The sequence below is a fragment of the Kroppenstedtia guangzhouensis genome (assembly GCF_014637345.1).
GTDB classification, from domain to species: domain Bacteria; phylum Bacillota; class Bacilli; order Thermoactinomycetales; family DSM-45169; genus Kroppenstedtia; species Kroppenstedtia guangzhouensis.
In genome coordinates this window covers 33,335-50,205 of the sequence record NZ_BMEX01000002.1, presented here as the reverse complement: position 1 = coordinate 50,205, position 16,871 = coordinate 33,335, and the positions used below count along the sequence as shown (strand labels likewise).

The following is a 16,871-nucleotide window of genomic DNA, read 5'->3' as shown; positions in this document are numbered from 1 at the left end:
TATTACTGATTTTACGAAGAAGTCCTCATATTGTATAATTGTAATACAAATTTATGATAGCGCTTTCTTGGTGAAGAGATGGTGCTTCTTCGAAAGGGGATGAACTATGGAAGGTTTTTCGTTATGGAATTTATTTATCGATATCGGATTGATCGGTGTGCTGCTGTTGGTTGGAACGTTGTTGAGAGCGAAAATTCGTTTGGTTCAGTCATTCTTTTTGCCGGCCAGCATTATTGCAGGTTTTTTGGGGTTGATTCTCGGACCTAACGGATTTCAGATACTCCCGTTCACTAGTCATATCGCTGAGTATCCGGAAATTTTGATCGCTGTTATTTTCGGGGCGATTCCTGTTGGGGCAGCGAAAGTGAAATGGAGTCAAACCTTTAAACGGGTTCGCAACATGTGGCTCTATTCTATGTTGTTAACCACACTGATGTGGGGGGGCGGAGCGCTTTTCGGTTACATCATATTAAGTTCGGTTTGGGATTTGCCCGACGGCTTTGGGCTGATTTTGGGGGCCGGGTTCGTCGGGGGTCATGGTACCGCGGCGGCGATCGGACAAGCGTATTCCTCCCTTGGCTGGGATGAAGCGATGACACTCGGTTTCACCTCAGCAACCGTGGGGATTATCAGTTCCATCGTCGGCGGTTTGATCCTGATCAAGTTAAGCGCCAGGAAGAATCAGACCCAGTTTATTCAAGACGTCCATAAACTCCCAGAAGAACTTCGAACCGGCCTTATAAAAAAGGAGAAGAGGAAATCGATGGGGGATGACACGGTATCTTCTATTTCCATCGATCCGATTGTTTTCCATTTCTCCGTGATCTCCATGATTGTCTTGGTCGGTTATTATCTCCAGGAGGTCTTGGGGCAGGTTTTTCCGAATATTAGTCTCCCTCTGCTCAGCCTCGCATACGTTGTTGGGTTGGTCTTTCAAGCAGCTTTCCGCCGGTTGGGCGTTGACGCTTACATTGACAAGCGTGTTGTCAATCGGATCAGTGGGACGGCCACAGACCTCTTGGTCGCTTTCGGTATGACTTCCATCCAACTGTCGGTGGTTGCCAAGTATGCTTATCCGTTGATTCTGCTATTCATTTTCGGTTTGATTTGGGCGTGGTGCATCTATCGATTTATCGCTCCCCGCGTCTTTTACCGGCATTGGTTTGAAAACGCGCTTTTCGGGTGGGGCTGGTCTACCGGTACGGTTGCCATGGGCATGGCATTGTTGCGTATCGTGGATCCGGACTCCAAGACGACGACGTTGGAGGACTACTCGTTGGGTTACATCGGTATGGTTCCAGTTGAGTTATTGATTATCACCCTTGGTCCAATCATGATGGTTGCCGGGACGGGATGGTTGTTCACTACAGTCGTACTGGGTGTCGGAATTGCTTTATTCACCCTGGCCCATTTCAGAGGTTGGCTGGTTCCAAAGAATCAAATACGTTAGGGATAAATGAAAGAAGGGATGTATCCTGAGGATTGAGAGAAAGAAGGTTTCGGAACAGGTTTTTGATCGTATCAAAGAGATGATCAAGGAAGGGAAATTTAAACCCGGCGACAAATTGCCGGCAGAATACAGGCTGTCGGAAATGTTTGGAGTGAGTCGGACACCCGTTCGTGAAGCGCTCAGCATCCTGGAGGCAAGTGGGATGATCAAATCTACCCAAGGTGGCGGAACCGTTGTTCAGCCGGTTTCCATCACCAACTTGATGGAAGAGACTACGCTTGAAATGGTGGATGTTGATGAAGTACTACAACTATTGGAAGTGCGAATGATTCTTGAATCGCAAACTGCTGCTCTCGCCGCCAAACGAAGATCGGAGGAAGATCTGAAACAGATGGAAAAGGCCCTCGGCGAAATCCGGAGGGCCATTGAAACCCAGGAGGCCATCGGGCATGAACAGGATATCCTTTTCCACCAAGCGATTGTCGATGCTTCGCACAATCCTGTGTTGAAACAAACGATGGTAGGGATATCCAATCTGTACTATAAAGCAGTGAGATTTTCCCTGAAGAAAAATGTTGGATTCTATGAGAAAAGAAAACAAGTGTTGGAAGAACACATCACAATTAAAGAAGCTGTTGCACGCCGGGATTCGGAAGCCGCCAGGGAGGCGATGCTAATCCATCTCAGGAATGCACGAACCAAGTTGGAAAAATACCGAGATCAACAATAATTCGTGTCCTACAGAAACATACAAACGGAGGTTCGCTACATGATCGAGAAAGAGATTTCTTTTTATAGCGAAGGCTATCTATTACAGGGTACGCTTTACTTGCCAGAAGACCTGAAAGAGGGAGAGAAACGGCCAGCCATCATCCCGAACTCGGGTTATAACGGGTTTAATAAATTTTATCCCAGGATGTTTGCGAAACAACTGACGCAGTCAGGGTATATTTGTTTGGGATTTGATTATCGTGGTTTTGCCGACAGTGAAGGAGAAAAGGGACGTGTGATCCTTTCTGAGCAAGTTCAGGACATCCATAATGCGATTACATTCCTGCAACTCCAAGAAAACGTTGACCATAACCGGATTGGTTTGATCGGTTGGGGGATGGGCGCATCCAATGTGATTGAGGTGACGGCAAAGAATAAACGTGTTTCAGCGGTGGTGGCATTGAATGGTTTCTACAATGGCGAACGGTGGTTAAAATCAATCCACACCTATACGGATTGGCGTAACATCCTCGAAACTTTGGAAGAAGACCGTATCCGTAGAGTGACACGGGGAGACTCCCTATTGGCGGATCCGTTCATTCACTATCCGCTCGATCCAGCGACGAAATCCTATGTGGATAAAGAGTTGTCTCCACTCAAAGAGTTTGGTGAACAAACGAGGCTACAGTTCACGGAAAGTATCATCGAGATGAATGTAGAAAAACATGTGAAGGAAATCGCCCCGGTCCCACTATTCATCGCTCATGGAGTGAATAATTTGCTCCATCCCTATGAAGAAGCTATTTTTCTGTATGAGGCCGCCTCCGAACCGAAAGAGTTGTACACAATCAACGGCAAACACAATGACTTCATGTATTCCGACCATGAAGAGTTCCAGAAGCTGATCGAGAAACTGATCTTGTTTTTCGATAAAAGCTTACGTCAAACTTCGGTGGCCCACCCCATCATGTTATAGCGGAAGGGATCCGAATGGATTATTTTTTTCACCCGTTGCTAGAAGATGCGATTGAGTTGCATGTGCACAGTTCGCCGAGCATTTTTCCCCGAAGACAAACCGACTGGGAGCTGATTGAGGATGTCCGGCGTGCGAAGATGGCTGGAGTTGTCTTAAAAGCCCATGAAGGTCAAACTTATGATCGGGCCACACTGCTCGGAGAAAAATATCCGGACCTACACATCTATGGAGGTTTGGTCTGTAATGCCTTCAGCGGAGGACTATCTCCTGTAGTGGTGGATGTGGCGATACAGATGGGAGCCAAGATCATCTGGATGCCGACGATTTCCGCCGAACAGCATCAAAAATTCTACAGTCACCGATCGACTGGGAAACTGTTTAACAGCGAAAAACCCCTGCCCCATCTGTCCGGCGGCATCCGGGTTGTAAACGACGAGGGGAAGCTATGGCCCGAGGTCTATGAAATTCTCTATCTCATCGCTGAAAAGGATATCGTGTTGGCTACGGGACACCTCGCTCCTTATGAAGTTGAGGTACTCGTGCGGGAAGCGAAAGAGATCGGCATCCAGAAGATCTTGATTCAACATGTGGACCTCGGGATCGCAAAGATGTCCCTGGATATGCAAAAAAAACTGGTGTGTCAGGGGTGTATCCTAGAGAAGTGTTATCTGGCGTGCGGATCTGGTTTTCATGACATTTCGTTGCGATCTATGGCTGATAGCATCCGGGAATTGGGTGCTGACTCGTGTGTCCTGGTGACGGATTACGGGCAGGCGCATAATTCTCCTCCCGTGCAGGCGTTGGGAGAGTTCATACAGCAAATGATGGACAACGGCATCTCAGAGCGAGAAATTGAAAAGATGGTCTCGATCAATCCCAGAGAACTGCTAGCTCTTTCTTCATGAAAACGGTTGGGGAGATGAGAAAGGGGGGATGTACCTTGAATGAAGCATGTCTTAGAGAACTGGCACAAATCGTTGATCAGAACCGATTACTCACGAATCTATCCGACTTGCATAGTTTCAGCTACGACGCCTCTTTTGGTACCTATCTCCCGCAAGCGGTTGTTCAGGTGAAGGATGTAAATGAGGTTTCTGCGGTTCTGAAATTAGCCAACAAATATCGAGTGCCTGTCTGCCCGAGGGGACAGGGAACATCTTTAAGTGGCGGTCCGTTACCGGTCAAGGGTGGAATCGTGATGGATCTTTCCCAATGGAAACAGAAGTTAAAGATCGATCCGGATGACCTGGTGGCGATTGTTTCCCCGGGTGTTCTTACCTCCGATATTAACAAAGCGGCTGAAAAATACGGTTTGATGTATCCGCCCGATCCCAGCAGTTCCCATGTTTCCACGATCGGAGGAAATTTGGCGGAAAACTCGGGCGGACCGAAAGGGTTGAAGTATGGGGTGACGAAAGATTATGTCTTGGGTCTGGAGGTGGTGACTCCGGAAGGGGAAATCATCCGTACCGGCGGGCAAACGATCAAAAACGTGACTGGTTATGATCTCACCAAGTTGATTGTTGGTTCGGAAGGAACCCTCGGCGTGATCACCGAAGCAATCCTGAAACTGATCCCAAAACCCCCAGCTACTCAAACCATGATGGCTGTGTTTGACGATTTGGTGATCTCCGGTAAAGCGATCTCGAAGGTGCTGACATCGGGTATTTTGCCGGCCAAAATCGAACTGATGGATCAGTCATCCATCATCGCTGTGGAAAATTACCGACCGATCGGACTGCCAGTGGATGCGGAAGCGATTCTGTTGATCGAGCTTGACGGACATGAAGAAACCCTCAAGAAGGAGATGGAGGAAACCAATCGCATCGTCAGAGAGGTCGGTGCGCGAGAAACGGTAGTCGCCAGATCCCGGGAAGAAGCTGATCAACTCTGGCTGGCGCGAAAGTTGGTTTCTCCGGCGATCGTGAAGTTTAAGCCGACAAAAGTGTCCGAAGATGCTACAGTCCCGAGGAGCAAAATTCCCGATATGATCGATCGCTTGAATCGGATCAAAGAAAAATATGGGATCCATCTTGTCGTTTTTGGTCATGCGGGTGACGGTAATCTGCATCCAAATATCATCTGTGACCAACGGGATACCGAAGAAATGATCCGCGTGGAGCAAGCGGTCAGCGAGATTTTCAACGCAGCGATTGAATTGGGAGGAACGCTTTCGGGTGAGCATGGAATCGGGACGATGAAGGCGCCGTTTATGGAAAAAGAGCTGGGATCGATCGGCTTGGATATGATGAAACGGATCAAAACGGCCTGGGATCCGAATAACATTTTGAACCCGGGGAAAATCTTCTCCGAACCCGGTCAGCATTCGTTGGTGTTGCGTGATGGATGAGCAATTGAAGCAATTGCAGAAAAAAATCAATTATGAAAAAACCTTCGACTGTGTTCAATGTGGTTATTGTCTTCCGGCTTGTCCCACTTATGAGTCCATGCAAAAGGAAACTCACTCGCCGCGGGGACGAATCAACCTCGTCAAACAATTTGCCGAAGGAAAAATCGGTATTGAAGCACTACAGGAACCGATCGACAGATGCTTAGGATGTAACGCCTGTGCTGTCGTCTGCCCCACCAATGTCGAATACGGTAAAATTCTGGAGGGTGCCAAAGAAGTTCTGGATGAACAAAAACCCAAAACTAAAAGACAAAAGATCGTGGAAGAGATCCTTTTTGATCAGGTTTTTCCATCGAAAACCTGGATGAACTTTATAGGACATGCGACTTGGTTTTATCAAAAGTCGAGTCTCAAGGCCTTGTTGGAAAAGACCGGTTTGACGAAAATGGCTCCGCTTCATCTGGACCAATTTGAGCAAGTATTACCTGATTTGCCCTCACCGATGGAAAGAAGACGCCGCCGGAAGGTGACGAAAGCAGTCGGTCGAAGCAGAGTCAACGTTGGTTTTTTCACTGGCTGTGTGATGGACAGCATCTTTTTCAAGATTAACGACCAAACGATTGATCTGTTGACCCGGGCGGGTGCAGACGTTTTTATCCCAGATGAGCAGACTTGTTGTGGTGCCCTGCATGCTCATTCGGGTAAGCTCGAATCATCCAAAGAGCTGGCCAAGCGAAATATCGAGGCCTTCGAAAAGGAAAATGTCGATTATATTGTTAACAACGCCGGCGGGTGTGGGGCACGATTAATCGAGTATGAGGAATTGTTTGAGGATGAACCGGAATGGGGAGAACGGGCCAAGGCGTTTGTCGATAAAACGAAAGACATTCACCAATTGCTTGTTGAACTAGATACACTTACTTTTACGAAACCTGTACACGAAATCGTGACTTACCAATCGTCGTGTCACATGTTGAATGTGCAGCGCGTAGTAGATGCACCGCTTCGCTTGTTGAAATCCATACCTGGAGTCGTTTACCGGGAGATGAAGGGATCAGATCGATGCTGTGGATCGGCCGGTATCTACAACATGATTCAATATGATGAGTCCATGGAGATTTTGAATAAAAAAATGGATAATGTAAAAACAACGGACGCCCATACGATCGTTACCACGAATCCAGGTTGCTTGTTGCAGATGAAACTCGGGATCAAACGGGAAGGCTTGGAGGACCGAATGCGAGCGGTCCATCTCGTTGAATTGCTTAGCGAGGCAGAACCTGAAACGAGAGATGAGACCGATGCGGAGCATCCAAACGCGACAGGAGAGACTGAGAGTGACTTTTAGGGGAGCAGTGATAATGGAATCCTGGGGTTTGTGAAGTGTAAGTGATTACGGGGGAGTTTAAAAACTGGGACGGTTGGTTTTTCCGTGGCAGCGGGATAAGGGAGTACGCCAGCAAGTGATAAAAAGTGACACTAATCCGATAATCGCTCTAAACAAGGCCCCCGCTGATTCAGACGGGGGCCTTACCATTGCCTCAGTATACCCGGATTTTCCCGGGGTGTTTCTCTGTGACCTGACCGATGATGCGCGCATCTGCCACGCCGTTTCTGTGGAGGGCGGTCAGGGCATCCTCTGCCTGTTCCTCCGGAAGGGCGGCGAGGAGGCCGCCGGAAGTGACGGCGTCACACAGGATGGTGTGCAAGGTGTCACTGACTGTTTCCTCCAGCAGGAGGCAATCCTCCAGATAGCGGGCGTTGGCCCGGGTGCCGCCGGGGACGATCCCCTGTTGGGCCAGTTGGTTGGTACGGGGGAGGATCGGCACAGCCCCGGCTTCGATCTCGAAGCCGACACAACCGGACCGACTCATCTCTGAGGCGTGCCCCAAGAGGCCAAAGCCGGTGACATCGGTGCAGGCGTGGACATCGTAGTCAGCCAGGGTCTCAGCAGCCGTCCTGTTCAGGGTGGCCATCACCCGGGTGACCCGTCTGATCTCTTCCTCAGTGAGCTGATTCCGTTTGATGCCGGTGGTGTGAATCCCGACTCCGATGGGTTTGGTCAGGAGGAGGCGGTCGCCGGGGAGGGCACCGCCCTTGCGCCAGATCTTGTCCGGGTGGACAGATCCTGTTACAGACAGCCCAAACTTGGGCTCCGGATCGTCGATGGAATGGCCACCGATGAGCGCGGCCCCGGCTTCCTTCACTTTGTCGGCGGCTCCCCGCAGGATATCGGCCAGGAGGGAGGCATCCAGCTTGGAGACGGAGAAGCCCACGATGTTCAGGGCAGTGATCGGTCGCGCCCCCATGGCGTAGACGTCACTCAGACTGTTGGCGGCGGCGATCTGTCCGAAGGCATACGGGTCATCCACCACAGGAGTGAAGAAGTCCACCGTCTGGACCAGAGCGGTCTCATCATCGATCCGGATTGCGCCGGCATCGTCGGGCTCCGACAGGCCCACCAGCACTTCCGGGTGTTTCTGGTCACGGGGTAAATGACGCAGAACCTGCGCCAGGTCCGAAGGACCGATTTTGCAACCTCACCCTGCTTTGGCGGAAAGTTGGGTCAAGCGGATCTCATCCCGTTCTTTCATCATTTTTCACCTCCGGGACAACAGTTCCTTGTTATTATACCTCAGTGACCGAAGGGGAAGGAAGACAGACTCATTATCCGGTATAATGGAGACTGAAAGTCGTGTGTGCCCAGCTGGAAGCGATTCTGAGCGTCAGAGGGAAGGCTGGGGGTTACATGAAGCGTTCCCAACTGATTTGGACGCCTGAATCACAGAGTTTCCAGTAGTTGGGTTCCCATACGTACCAGAAAAAAGAGGAGCAACAGATCATGGCCACGATCAAAGATGTCGCCAAACTGGCGGGAGTTTCCCCCTCCACCGTCTCCAGGGTGATCGCCGGCAGCGACCGGATCAGTGACCGGACCAAAGAACGAGTGCGTCAGGCGATGAAAGAGGTGAACTATGTCCCTAACGCCATCGCCCGCAGTCTCGTCCAAAGCCGGACACGCACCGTCGGATTCACACTGTCCCGGCGGGCGGATCAGGCTTTTTCCAACCCTTTTTTCTCCGAAGTGCTCCGGGGCATGTCGAAGGTGGCCCAGAGGTGGGAACACGATATTCTGCTCTCCATCAGTCTCAACGAACAAGATGAAAAAGAGAAGTGTCTGCAACTGATCCGGGAGCGCCGGGTGGACGGGTTGATTATTTCCACTTCCCGGATCCGGGATGAAGTGATCGAGGTGCTACTTCGGGAGAAGACTCCCTTTGTGGTGATCGGTCGCAGTGCTGGTGCCCCGGTTTTATCTGTCAACAATGACAATGTGGAAGCATCCCGTCGGGCCACGAATCATCTGTTGGAGCAAGGCTACCGAAAAATCGCCTTCATCAGCGGCCCCCGCAATCTCGTGGTCAGTTTGGATCGCTGCCACGGCTATGAGAAGGCCCTTGCGGAAGCCGGACTCCCGGTGGAATCGGAACGAATCGTGGAGACGGACTTTTCTGAGGACGCCGGTTTTGCGGCATTGTACCGAATGCGGGAAGCCGGAGTGGAGTTTGATGCGGTGTTGGCTTCCGACGACCTGTTTGCCCTGGGGGCTCTCCGCTTTGCCAACCACACAGGGCTGCGGGTGCCGGAAGAACTGGGGATCGTCGGGTTCAACGACACACCGATGATGAGCCATACCCATCCGCCCTTGACCAGTGTTCGCATCCTCTCCTATGAGCTGGGGGCGGAGGCGATGGAGTTGTTGCTTCAGGGACTGAAAAATCCCGAAAAACTTCGACCGGGAAAAGAAATTTTGCTTCCTGCGGAATTGAGAGTGCGCCGATCCTCTCTCCGAAGACAGGGGAGAGACGGGTCAAAAAAAGTGGGAAAAGGAGAAAAAGAAATGAGCAAAGAGAAGCTGTTGCGCCGATTCCGGAAAATGGGCGAGTATGTCCGATCCCTGGAAGACATGCCGGAGATGTTCTGGTGGAAACCCATCGCTGAGGGGAAGTGGTCGCCGGCGGAAATCGTGGCTCATCTGGTTTTCTGGGACAGGTATCTTCTCGACGAGCGGCTGGAGCAACTTCAGCCGGGTGAAACGGTGCCCGCATCCGGGGAAGTGGAGAACCTGAATGAGCGGGCATCCAAATGGGCCCGCTCGGAGGCATCCAGAGAAGAAATCATCTCCGTTTTCTGTGAGGAACGTGCAGCACTGGTAAGCCGTTTGGAGACGATTCCTGAGCCGCGATGGGAAGTGCCCTTCACCATAGGTGCCCGCTCCCTGACCCTGACCGAATATATCGGCGGGCTGGCGGATCATGATGACCATCATCGGGCACAGATTGAGGTTTTACGAAGTCGGATGTAGGCGGTGAAAAAACCGGTTTTCTCCGTGGAGAAGCCGGTTTTTTGTTGAGATCATTGCGGGTATACTTCTAAATGCGTTATGAATTCGTGCTGGCCGTGACCGTCGGGATTGGACTTCACATGATCTTTTCGTTGTTCTGAACTGCCAAAATCATTCCATGTGAAACCCAACCCTTCCTACTAAGACAGAGTGTCGACCGGTTTCTTTAAATCACTAGAACTCCTGTGATATGATGGGGGTCGGAATCTTAATTGTGATCAAAGGATGAACGGAATGGTATATCTGGATAACAGTGCGACGACGCGGCCGGATCCGGAGGTGATTCGGGTGGTGGCCGACGTGATGGAGAATGTATACGGAAATCCCTCTTCCCTGCATGGATGGGGCGGAAAAGCGGAGCGGCTTCTGAAGCAGGCGAGGGAAGTCACGGCCCGGCTCTTGGGGGTTTCCCCCGGGAGCCTGGTCTTCACTTCAGGGGGAACGGAAGCCAACAACATGGCCATCAAAGGGGTAGCTTTCCAGCATCGCAACCGGGGAAGGCACCTGATCACCACTCAGGTGGAACACGCTGCTGTTTTGGAAGTCTGCCGTCAGTTGGAACTGATGGGGTGGAAGGTGACTCGGCTTCCTGTGGATGAATCAGGGCGGGTCCGGCCACAGGATGTGGAGGCGGCCATGACGGAGGAGACGGTGTTGGTCTCCGTCATGCATACGAACAATGAGGTAGGGACGATCCAGCCGATCCCGGAAATCGGCCGGATTGTGAGCCAGTATCCAAAGGCTTTTTTTCATGTGGATGCAGTACAAGCCTTCGGAAAATGCGAGCTTCGACCCCGGGAGTGGGGAGTGGATCTGATGAGCCTCTCTGCTCATAAATTCCATGGACCCAAGGGAGTGGGATCGCTTTACGTCCGGAAAGGAGTCACTCTCTCCCCACTTTTGACGGGAGGCGGGCAGGAGGAGGGTTTCCGGTCCGGAACCCAAAATGTTCCCGGTATTGCCGGGTTTGCCAAAGCGGCCATCCTGGCGGAAGAGAGACGCGGGGAAGCGGTTCCCCGCTGGCTCCGTTGGAAAGAGGAGATGATCGAAGCGCTCACCTCCTCTGTCGATGATCTGAAGATCAATGGGGATCAATCGGCAGAAGGGGGAGCTCCGCACATTCTCAGCCTCTCTTTTCCCGGGTTGAAATCGGAAGTGATCGTCCATGCCCTGGAGGAAAAGGGAGTCTATGTTTCGAGCAAATCGGCCTGTTCCTCCAAGGGTGAAAAGCCCAGCTATGTATTAAAGGCCATGGGACTCAGTGATGAGGTGGCACTGGGAGCGGTCCGGATCAGCATGGGATGGACCACCACCCAGGAAGATATCTGTCAATGTATCAAGGCTCTTACCGAAGTGATCCCGAGATTGAAGCATGTGATGAAAGGGGTGTCCAAATGAGCGGTCTGATTTTGATCCGTTACGGGGAGCTGGCTTTGAAAGGAAAGAACCGAGTCCAGTTTGAAAATCAGTTGATCCGGAATATCCGGGAAAAACTGAGTTCCTTTTCCGGGATCAAGGTGAAAAAAACCTTTGGCCGGGTGTTTGTTGAATTGAACGGACAACCGATGAATCCAGTGGTGGAAGAGCTAACGGAAGTGTTCGGGGTGGTCGGGATCTCCCCTGCAACCGAGGTGGAGTCCGATCTGGACCAGATCCGAGCAGCGGCGTTGGAATTGGTGCAGAGATTGGAACCCCGTCCCCGCACTTTCAAGGTGATCGCCAAGCGGGCCTGGAAAGGGTTTCCCCACTCTTCCCAGGAAATCAATCATCTTCTGGGCAGCTATATATTAAAAAACAGCGAGGGAATCAGGGTGGATGTCCATCAACCGGAACTGGCCCTGCGGGTGGAGGTGCGCCGAGAGGGAACCTACCTTTACGGACGGGACATCACCGGTCCGGGGGGGCTTCCCGTGGGCAGCAGCGGACGGGTGATGCTGATGTTGTCCGGTGGGATCGACAGTCCGGTGGCAGCCTATTATGTGTTGAAACGGGGAGCGGCCCTGGAGGCGGTCCATTTCCACAGCTATCCCTTCACCAGTGAACGGGCCCGGCAAAAAGTGGAGGACCTGGGACAGGTCCTGACCCGGTATGGAGGGGAGATCCGTCTTCATGTCGTTCCATTCACCGAGATTCAGACACAGATTCGGGAGAAATGCCCTTCGCCCTATATGATCACCATTATGCGCAGGTTCATGGTTCGCATCTCCGAGGAGCTGGCCCGGAGAAACGGGGCGCTTGCCCTGGTGACCGGAGAAAGTCTGGGCCAGGTGGCCAGCCAGACCCTGGAGAGCATGAACGCGATCAATGATGTGACCCGGATGCCGATTCTCCGTCCACTGGTCGGCATGGACAAACAGGAGATCATGACGGTTTCCCGCAGGATCGGCACTTACGACATATCGATTCTTCCCTATGAGGATTGCTGCACGGTGTTTCAACCGAAGTCCCCTGTTACCCGCCCCGCGGTGGATCGTTCCCGGGAGTTGGAAGCCCAATTGGATGTGGAGACGTTGGTTCGGGATGCCGTGGAAGCGACTGAATGTGTCACCTTGAAACGGGAGACAACTAAAGATAAAGAAGAGTTCTCTTATTTCTGATGGCACTTGCCCCGTGATGGGGGCAGGTAATCAGGTGGTTTTCTGAATAATGGATCAACAGGGGGAGATCGGGATGTGCTGGAAAGAGGAAGTGTTGGAACTGACCAAAGAATTGGTGCGTCATCCCAGCATCAATGGAACCATCGGAGAGAGGGACATTGCTTACCGCATCTATGATTACTTCAGTGAACTTTCCTATTTTCGGGAACACCCTGATCATCTTCGCATGGTGAAGACCCATCGGGATGAACGGGAGCGATACAACGTGTTTGCTCTGGTGAAGGGCGGGAATGCTTCCTTTGATGAAACGGTGATTCTGATGGGTCATATGGATACAGTCGGGGTGGAAGATTACGGAAAGTGGAAACGATTGGCCTTCGCCTCCGATGAATTGATGGAGAGATGGAAGAAGGCCAAAATTCCGGAACGAGTTCAAAAGGACTTAGAGAGTGGCGATTGGGCCTGTGGACGGGGCTCCGTGGACATGAAGTCGGGGGTGGCCGCCAATATGGTGCTGACTCGCTATTTTGCCGAACATCCGGAAGAATTGCGAGGGAATGTCTTGTTTCTCTCCGAATGTGATGAAGAGGATAACTCCCAGGGGATCCTGTCCGCCCTCTCTGATTTCCTCCATTTGGCCGAAGAAGAGAATCTATCCTATATCGCTGCCATCAATGCCGATTACACTTCCCCCCGTTATGAAGGGGACCCCCATCGCTATGTGTATTTGGGAACCGTGGGAAAGCTGTTGCCGGCCTTCTTCATCGTGGGGAAAGAGACCCATGTCGGGCAGGCTTTTGAAGGATTTGATCCCAATCTGGTGGCTGCGGAGCTGACCAGGCATCTGGACTACAATCCGGACTTTTGCGACGAGATGTACGGGGAACTGACGCTTCCGCCGGTTTCCCTGAAGCAGACAGACCTCAAGCCCCGATATGATGTGCAAACCCCGATTTCCGCCTTGGTTTATTACAATTTCTTTGTCCACAGCATGTCTCCCAAAGAAGTGCTGGAAAAGCTGAAAGAGGTTGCTATGGAAGCGGTGGATGCGGCTTGGGAGAAATATCGGGCCCGTTATCTCCGCTATTGTCAACGGGCAGGAGACCCCCTCCGTCCCCAGGAATGGAAGCCCCGGGTGTTTACCTATGAAGAGTTATACAATCGGTGCATCACTCTGTACGGAAGCGATTTTGAGGAGAGTATGAGGGTTTTTGCCATGAATCTCTTGAACGAAGAGGAATTGGATCTTAGGGATTATTGCCGCAAGATGGTGGAGGAGTGTTGGTCCTGGGATGAGGAGAAAAGTCCGGCGGTGATTCTCTTTTACGCATCCATCTACATCCCACGAATCGTGCTGAATGAAAAGGAGAGCCGGGACCGACGGTTGATCCGGGCGGTGCGGTCGGCGGTTCAAAAGATCCAGCCGCAATGTGAGCATCCGATCCAGGTGCGCAACTTTTTCCCTTATATCTCCGATATGAGTTTTGTGCAGATCAGTGACGACCGGGAAGGAATCAGCTCTCTCGAAAAAAATATGCCCGCATGGGGTACCAAACATCGGATGGATGTGGATGCCATCCAAGCACTGGATGTCCCGGCGGTCAATATCGGCCCTTACGGGATGGACGCACATAAACAATGGGAGCGGGTGGAAATCCCCTATTCGATGGAGATTGTTCCCAGCCTCAATTATCAGGTGATCAAACACTTGGTGGGATCCTGAAGTTTTTGCCTAGGTTCCAGGTAAGTTTTCCTTTTTGATCCCTTGATGTATTTTAATGGGGTTTCGGCGATAGGATGAAAGTAAAGGAATGGACAAGGGAAGGGTTGGGTTGGAAGCGATGGATGCACAATTTTGGATCGGATTCTTCAACATCATCATTCTCGATCTGGTTTTAAGCGGTGATAACGCGGTGGTGATCGGAATGGCGGCCCGCAGGTTGCCCGACAAGCAGCGGAGGCAGGCGATTATATACGGTACCGGCGCCGCAGTGTTTCTTCGGATCGCACTCACCCTGATTGCAGTCTGGTTGTTGAAGATTCCTCTTCTGAAAACTGTTGGGGGGTTGCTGCTCCTTTGGATCGCACTCAAACTGTTGGCGGACGAAGGAGGAGAAGCGGAAGTTGACATGGGTGACGGACTGAAGGCTGCTATCAAAACCATCATCATTGCCGACGTGGTGATGAGTCTGGATAATGTGTTGGCCGTTGCCGGCGCCGCGCGTGGGAACATTTGGCTGGTCTTGTTCGGGTTGGCTCTCAGTATTCCCATTCTGATGTGGGGAAGCAAGCTGGTCGCTGTCATCATCAACCGTCTTCCTTGGTTGGTTTATGTGGGAGCGGGGATTCTGGCTTACACTGCGGGACAATTAATCGTGGAGGATCCGATTGTCCATGATCACATTATCCGGTATGTGGAGTTTCTCTCCTGGTTGACGCCTGTGGCACTGATCCTGCTGGTGTTGATGGTAGGACATTTTTGGAAAGAACACCGTTCCAGCCCTTCCTGATTCCAAGAGGATTTTTGGCAGACTACATGGAAAATGCCCGCCCAAAGACGATGACGGCGGGCTTTCTTATTGTATGGTCAACCCCCGATCGACAAATAATAACCGTGCTTGTGTACAAAGGAAAGGAGGGGGCCGATGATCACCGGTGCTTTTCTTGCAGTTTGGCAATGGGTGGACAAATTATACTATTGGGTGACTCGTCTGCAGTATGTGGACCGCAATCATCACAATTTGTTCCGGGTGGTGGTCAAGCCGTATCGAGGAGAAACCTTGATCACACGGGATGGGGTTCGATTGAAAAAAGGGGATTGGTATGCCAAACTTCATCTCCATAATTTCCGAATCGCCCAGTTGTTGACCCAGACCAGTCGCAGGAAGGGAAGAAGGGCGGAAATCGGTATTGAACTAATGATCCTCCGCCAGATCCGTAGCTCGTTTCCCGCCCTTGCAGAATTTCTGGAAAGGCATCCCCACAGCAACCGGATCCAGGTGTTATTGGGTACGACATTTTTACATTCCGGTTCAGAGTATCTGGGTTTTGATGCCCGGGAGATTCCGGGAATCATCCGGATGCAGCTGAAAGCATTTTTTCTGAAATTGATTTTGGTCAGTTGTCACCCCCAGGGGTGGAAGAGGCTCAGAAATTATAAACATCCTCTGATCCCCAAACGGGTGTTTATTTCACGGGAAGAATTCAACCGACGATACAGTCCGGCGAGGTTGAAATAATGGAGAAAATACTGGTGTTGACGGAAACAATTGGAGGCAGCGGCCATTTTCAGGCGGCCCGGGCCATCCGCAAAGGATTGAACAGGACAAAATCGGGGGTGAAGGTGGAGATTGTCTGTGGTCTTCCCCATTTCAGCCGACAACTGGAGGGAATGATTCGCAAAGTTTACCTGAGTACTCTTCAGCATGCACCGGGACTGTGGGGAGCGGTCTATAACAAAGAAAGGGAATTCAGTGATGCCTTCCGTCTATCCTTGGCACGGGTTTTGTCGGGAAAGATGAGAGAACTTCTGGAAATTCATCGGCCCGCTGTGGTGATTGCAACCCATGCTTTTTGTCTGGGAGCGCTGGCCGAGGTAAAGGATCGAATGGGATGGTCCCTCCGTCTGGGTGCGGCGATCACCGATTTTGATGTCAACGGATTTTGGATTCATCCGGCAGTGGATTTTTATTTGGTTGCTCATAAGCGGGTTGCGGAGAAGTTGATCCGGGAGTTCGGGGTGGAGGATCGGCGGATTTATCCGACGGGAATCCCCATCGATCCGGATTTTACCGAACTGTCTTTGCCTAAAGAAACCCTGCGGATGCGGATGGGGATCGATCCAACAGCGTTTACTGTTTTGTTGATGGGAGGAGGTGTGGGGCTGGGGCCGCTGGATCAGACGATCACCCAGTTCCGGCGGGATCTGCCGCAATCTCAGTTGGTGGTGGTGACAGGGAAGAACCGGGAGCTTTATGGTCGCCTGCAGGACCGCTTCCACGGTGACAAGAAAATTTATCTGTTCGGTTATGTAGATGGAATGCGGGATTGGATGGGTGCCTCCGATCTGATTGTAACCAAACCGGGGGGGATGACCAGTTCAGAAGCGTTGGCCACGGGTCTTCCCATTTTGATTTGCCGACCGATTCCCGGACAGGAAGAACGAAACAGCCGTTTTTTAATCCGGGAGAGGGTGGCGCTCCGTCAGGATCGTCCCGAGGCCATTCCCCGACATATCCATCCCTTGATGCAGGCTCCCGAGCGCTGGAAGGCGATGGGTGAGCGGGCTTTGCGATTGGGTTGTCCCCGGTCTTCGCTGGATGCCGCCCAAATCATCCTGGATCATCTGCAACAATCAACCCCGTCGCCATGAGTGAGGACGG

Annotated in this window: 14 protein-coding genes; 13 read left to right on the top strand and 1 reads right to left on the bottom strand. The window is 51.7% G+C overall.

Features of this window, described 5'->3' with window-relative positions; translation table 11 throughout:
• The first annotated feature begins 106 nt into the window (after positions 1-106).
• The 6 genes from IEV46_RS02750 to IEV46_RS02725 are packed head-to-tail and all read left to right on the top strand — an operon-like array spanning position 107 to position 6,835.
• On the top strand, positions 107-1,450 hold the full coding sequence (locus IEV46_RS02750; protein ID WP_188429657.1) for a sodium/glutamate symporter: 1,344 nt from the start codon (positions 107-109) through the stop codon (positions 1,448-1,450).
• Positions 1,451-1,472: 22 nt separating this feature from the next.
• A complete protein-coding gene (locus IEV46_RS02745) occupies positions 1,473-2,180 on the top strand; it encodes a FadR/GntR family transcriptional regulator (protein ID WP_308420268.1) in 708 nt (235 codons plus the stop codon).
• Positions 2,181-2,219: 39 nt separating this feature from the next.
• Entirely contained in the window at positions 2,220-3,137 is a 918-nt protein-coding gene (locus tag IEV46_RS02740) for an alpha/beta hydrolase (RefSeq protein WP_188429655.1), read from the top strand.
• 14 nt (positions 3,138-3,151) lie between these two features.
• Positions 3,152-4,042: a DUF6282 family protein gene (locus IEV46_RS02735; RefSeq protein WP_188429653.1), complete on the top strand. Its 891-nt coding sequence runs from the start codon at positions 3,152-3,154 to the stop codon at positions 4,040-4,042.
• A gap of 35 nt (positions 4,043-4,077) precedes the next feature.
• On the top strand, positions 4,078-5,487 hold the full coding sequence (locus IEV46_RS02730) for an FAD-binding oxidoreductase (protein WP_229735873.1): 1,410 nt from the start codon (positions 4,078-4,080) through the stop codon (positions 5,485-5,487).
• The gene (locus IEV46_RS02725; protein WP_188429648.1) at positions 5,480-6,835 is read left to right on the top strand and encodes a (Fe-S)-binding protein; all 1,356 of its coding nucleotides are present in this window, start codon (positions 5,480-5,482) and stop codon (positions 6,833-6,835) included. The genes IEV46_RS02730 and IEV46_RS02725 overlap by 8 nt, the downstream gene beginning before the upstream one ends.
• 193 nt (positions 6,836-7,028) lie before the next feature.
• Here IEV46_RS02725 and selD read toward each other — a convergent pair whose 3' ends face one another.
• Entirely contained in the window at positions 7,029-8,081 is a 1,053-nt protein-coding gene (selD, locus tag IEV46_RS02720; protein ID WP_188429646.1) for a selenide, water dikinase SelD, read from the bottom strand.
• A 248-nt stretch (positions 8,082-8,329) separates the two neighbouring features.
• Between selD and IEV46_RS02715 the strand changes: the two genes are divergently transcribed.
• The 7 genes from IEV46_RS02715 (at position 8,330) to IEV46_RS02685 (ending at position 16,861) form a co-directional block, all read left to right on the top strand.
• Positions 8,330-9,853, top strand: coding sequence for a substrate-binding domain-containing protein (locus IEV46_RS02715; RefSeq protein WP_188429644.1), 1,524 nt, complete (start codon positions 8,330-8,332; stop codon positions 9,851-9,853).
• A 273-nt stretch (positions 9,854-10,126) separates the two neighbouring features.
• Positions 10,127-11,290 carry a cysteine desulfurase family protein gene (locus IEV46_RS02710; RefSeq protein ID WP_188429642.1) on the top strand — a complete coding sequence of 388 codons (1,164 nt, stop codon included), beginning with the start codon at positions 10,127-10,129 and terminating at the stop codon, positions 11,288-11,290.
• A complete protein-coding gene (gene thiI, locus IEV46_RS02705) occupies positions 11,287-12,489 on the top strand; it encodes a tRNA uracil 4-sulfurtransferase ThiI (RefSeq protein WP_188429640.1) in 1,203 nt (400 codons plus the stop codon). The genes IEV46_RS02710 and thiI overlap by 4 nt, the downstream gene beginning before the upstream one ends.
• A 73-nt stretch (positions 12,490-12,562) precedes the next feature.
• Entirely contained in the window at positions 12,563-14,212 is a 1,650-nt protein-coding gene (locus tag IEV46_RS02700; RefSeq protein WP_229735872.1) for a M20/M25/M40 family metallo-hydrolase, read from the top strand.
• An 88-nt stretch (positions 14,213-14,300) separates the two neighbouring features.
• Entirely contained in the window at positions 14,301-14,999 is a 699-nt protein-coding gene (locus IEV46_RS02695; protein ID WP_229735871.1) for a TerC family protein, read from the top strand.
• A gap of 135 nt (positions 15,000-15,134) precedes the next feature.
• Positions 15,135-15,728 (top strand): YkoP family protein, encoded by a 594-nt coding sequence (locus IEV46_RS02690; RefSeq protein ID WP_188429636.1) that lies wholly within the window; start codon positions 15,135-15,137, stop codon positions 15,726-15,728.
• Positions 15,728-16,861, top strand: a complete 1,134-nt coding sequence (locus tag IEV46_RS02685; protein WP_188429634.1) for an MGDG synthase family glycosyltransferase — start codon at positions 15,728-15,730, stop codon at positions 16,859-16,861. Before IEV46_RS02690 ends, IEV46_RS02685 begins: the two co-directional genes overlap by 1 nt.
• Positions 16,862-16,871 lie beyond the last annotated feature (10 nt).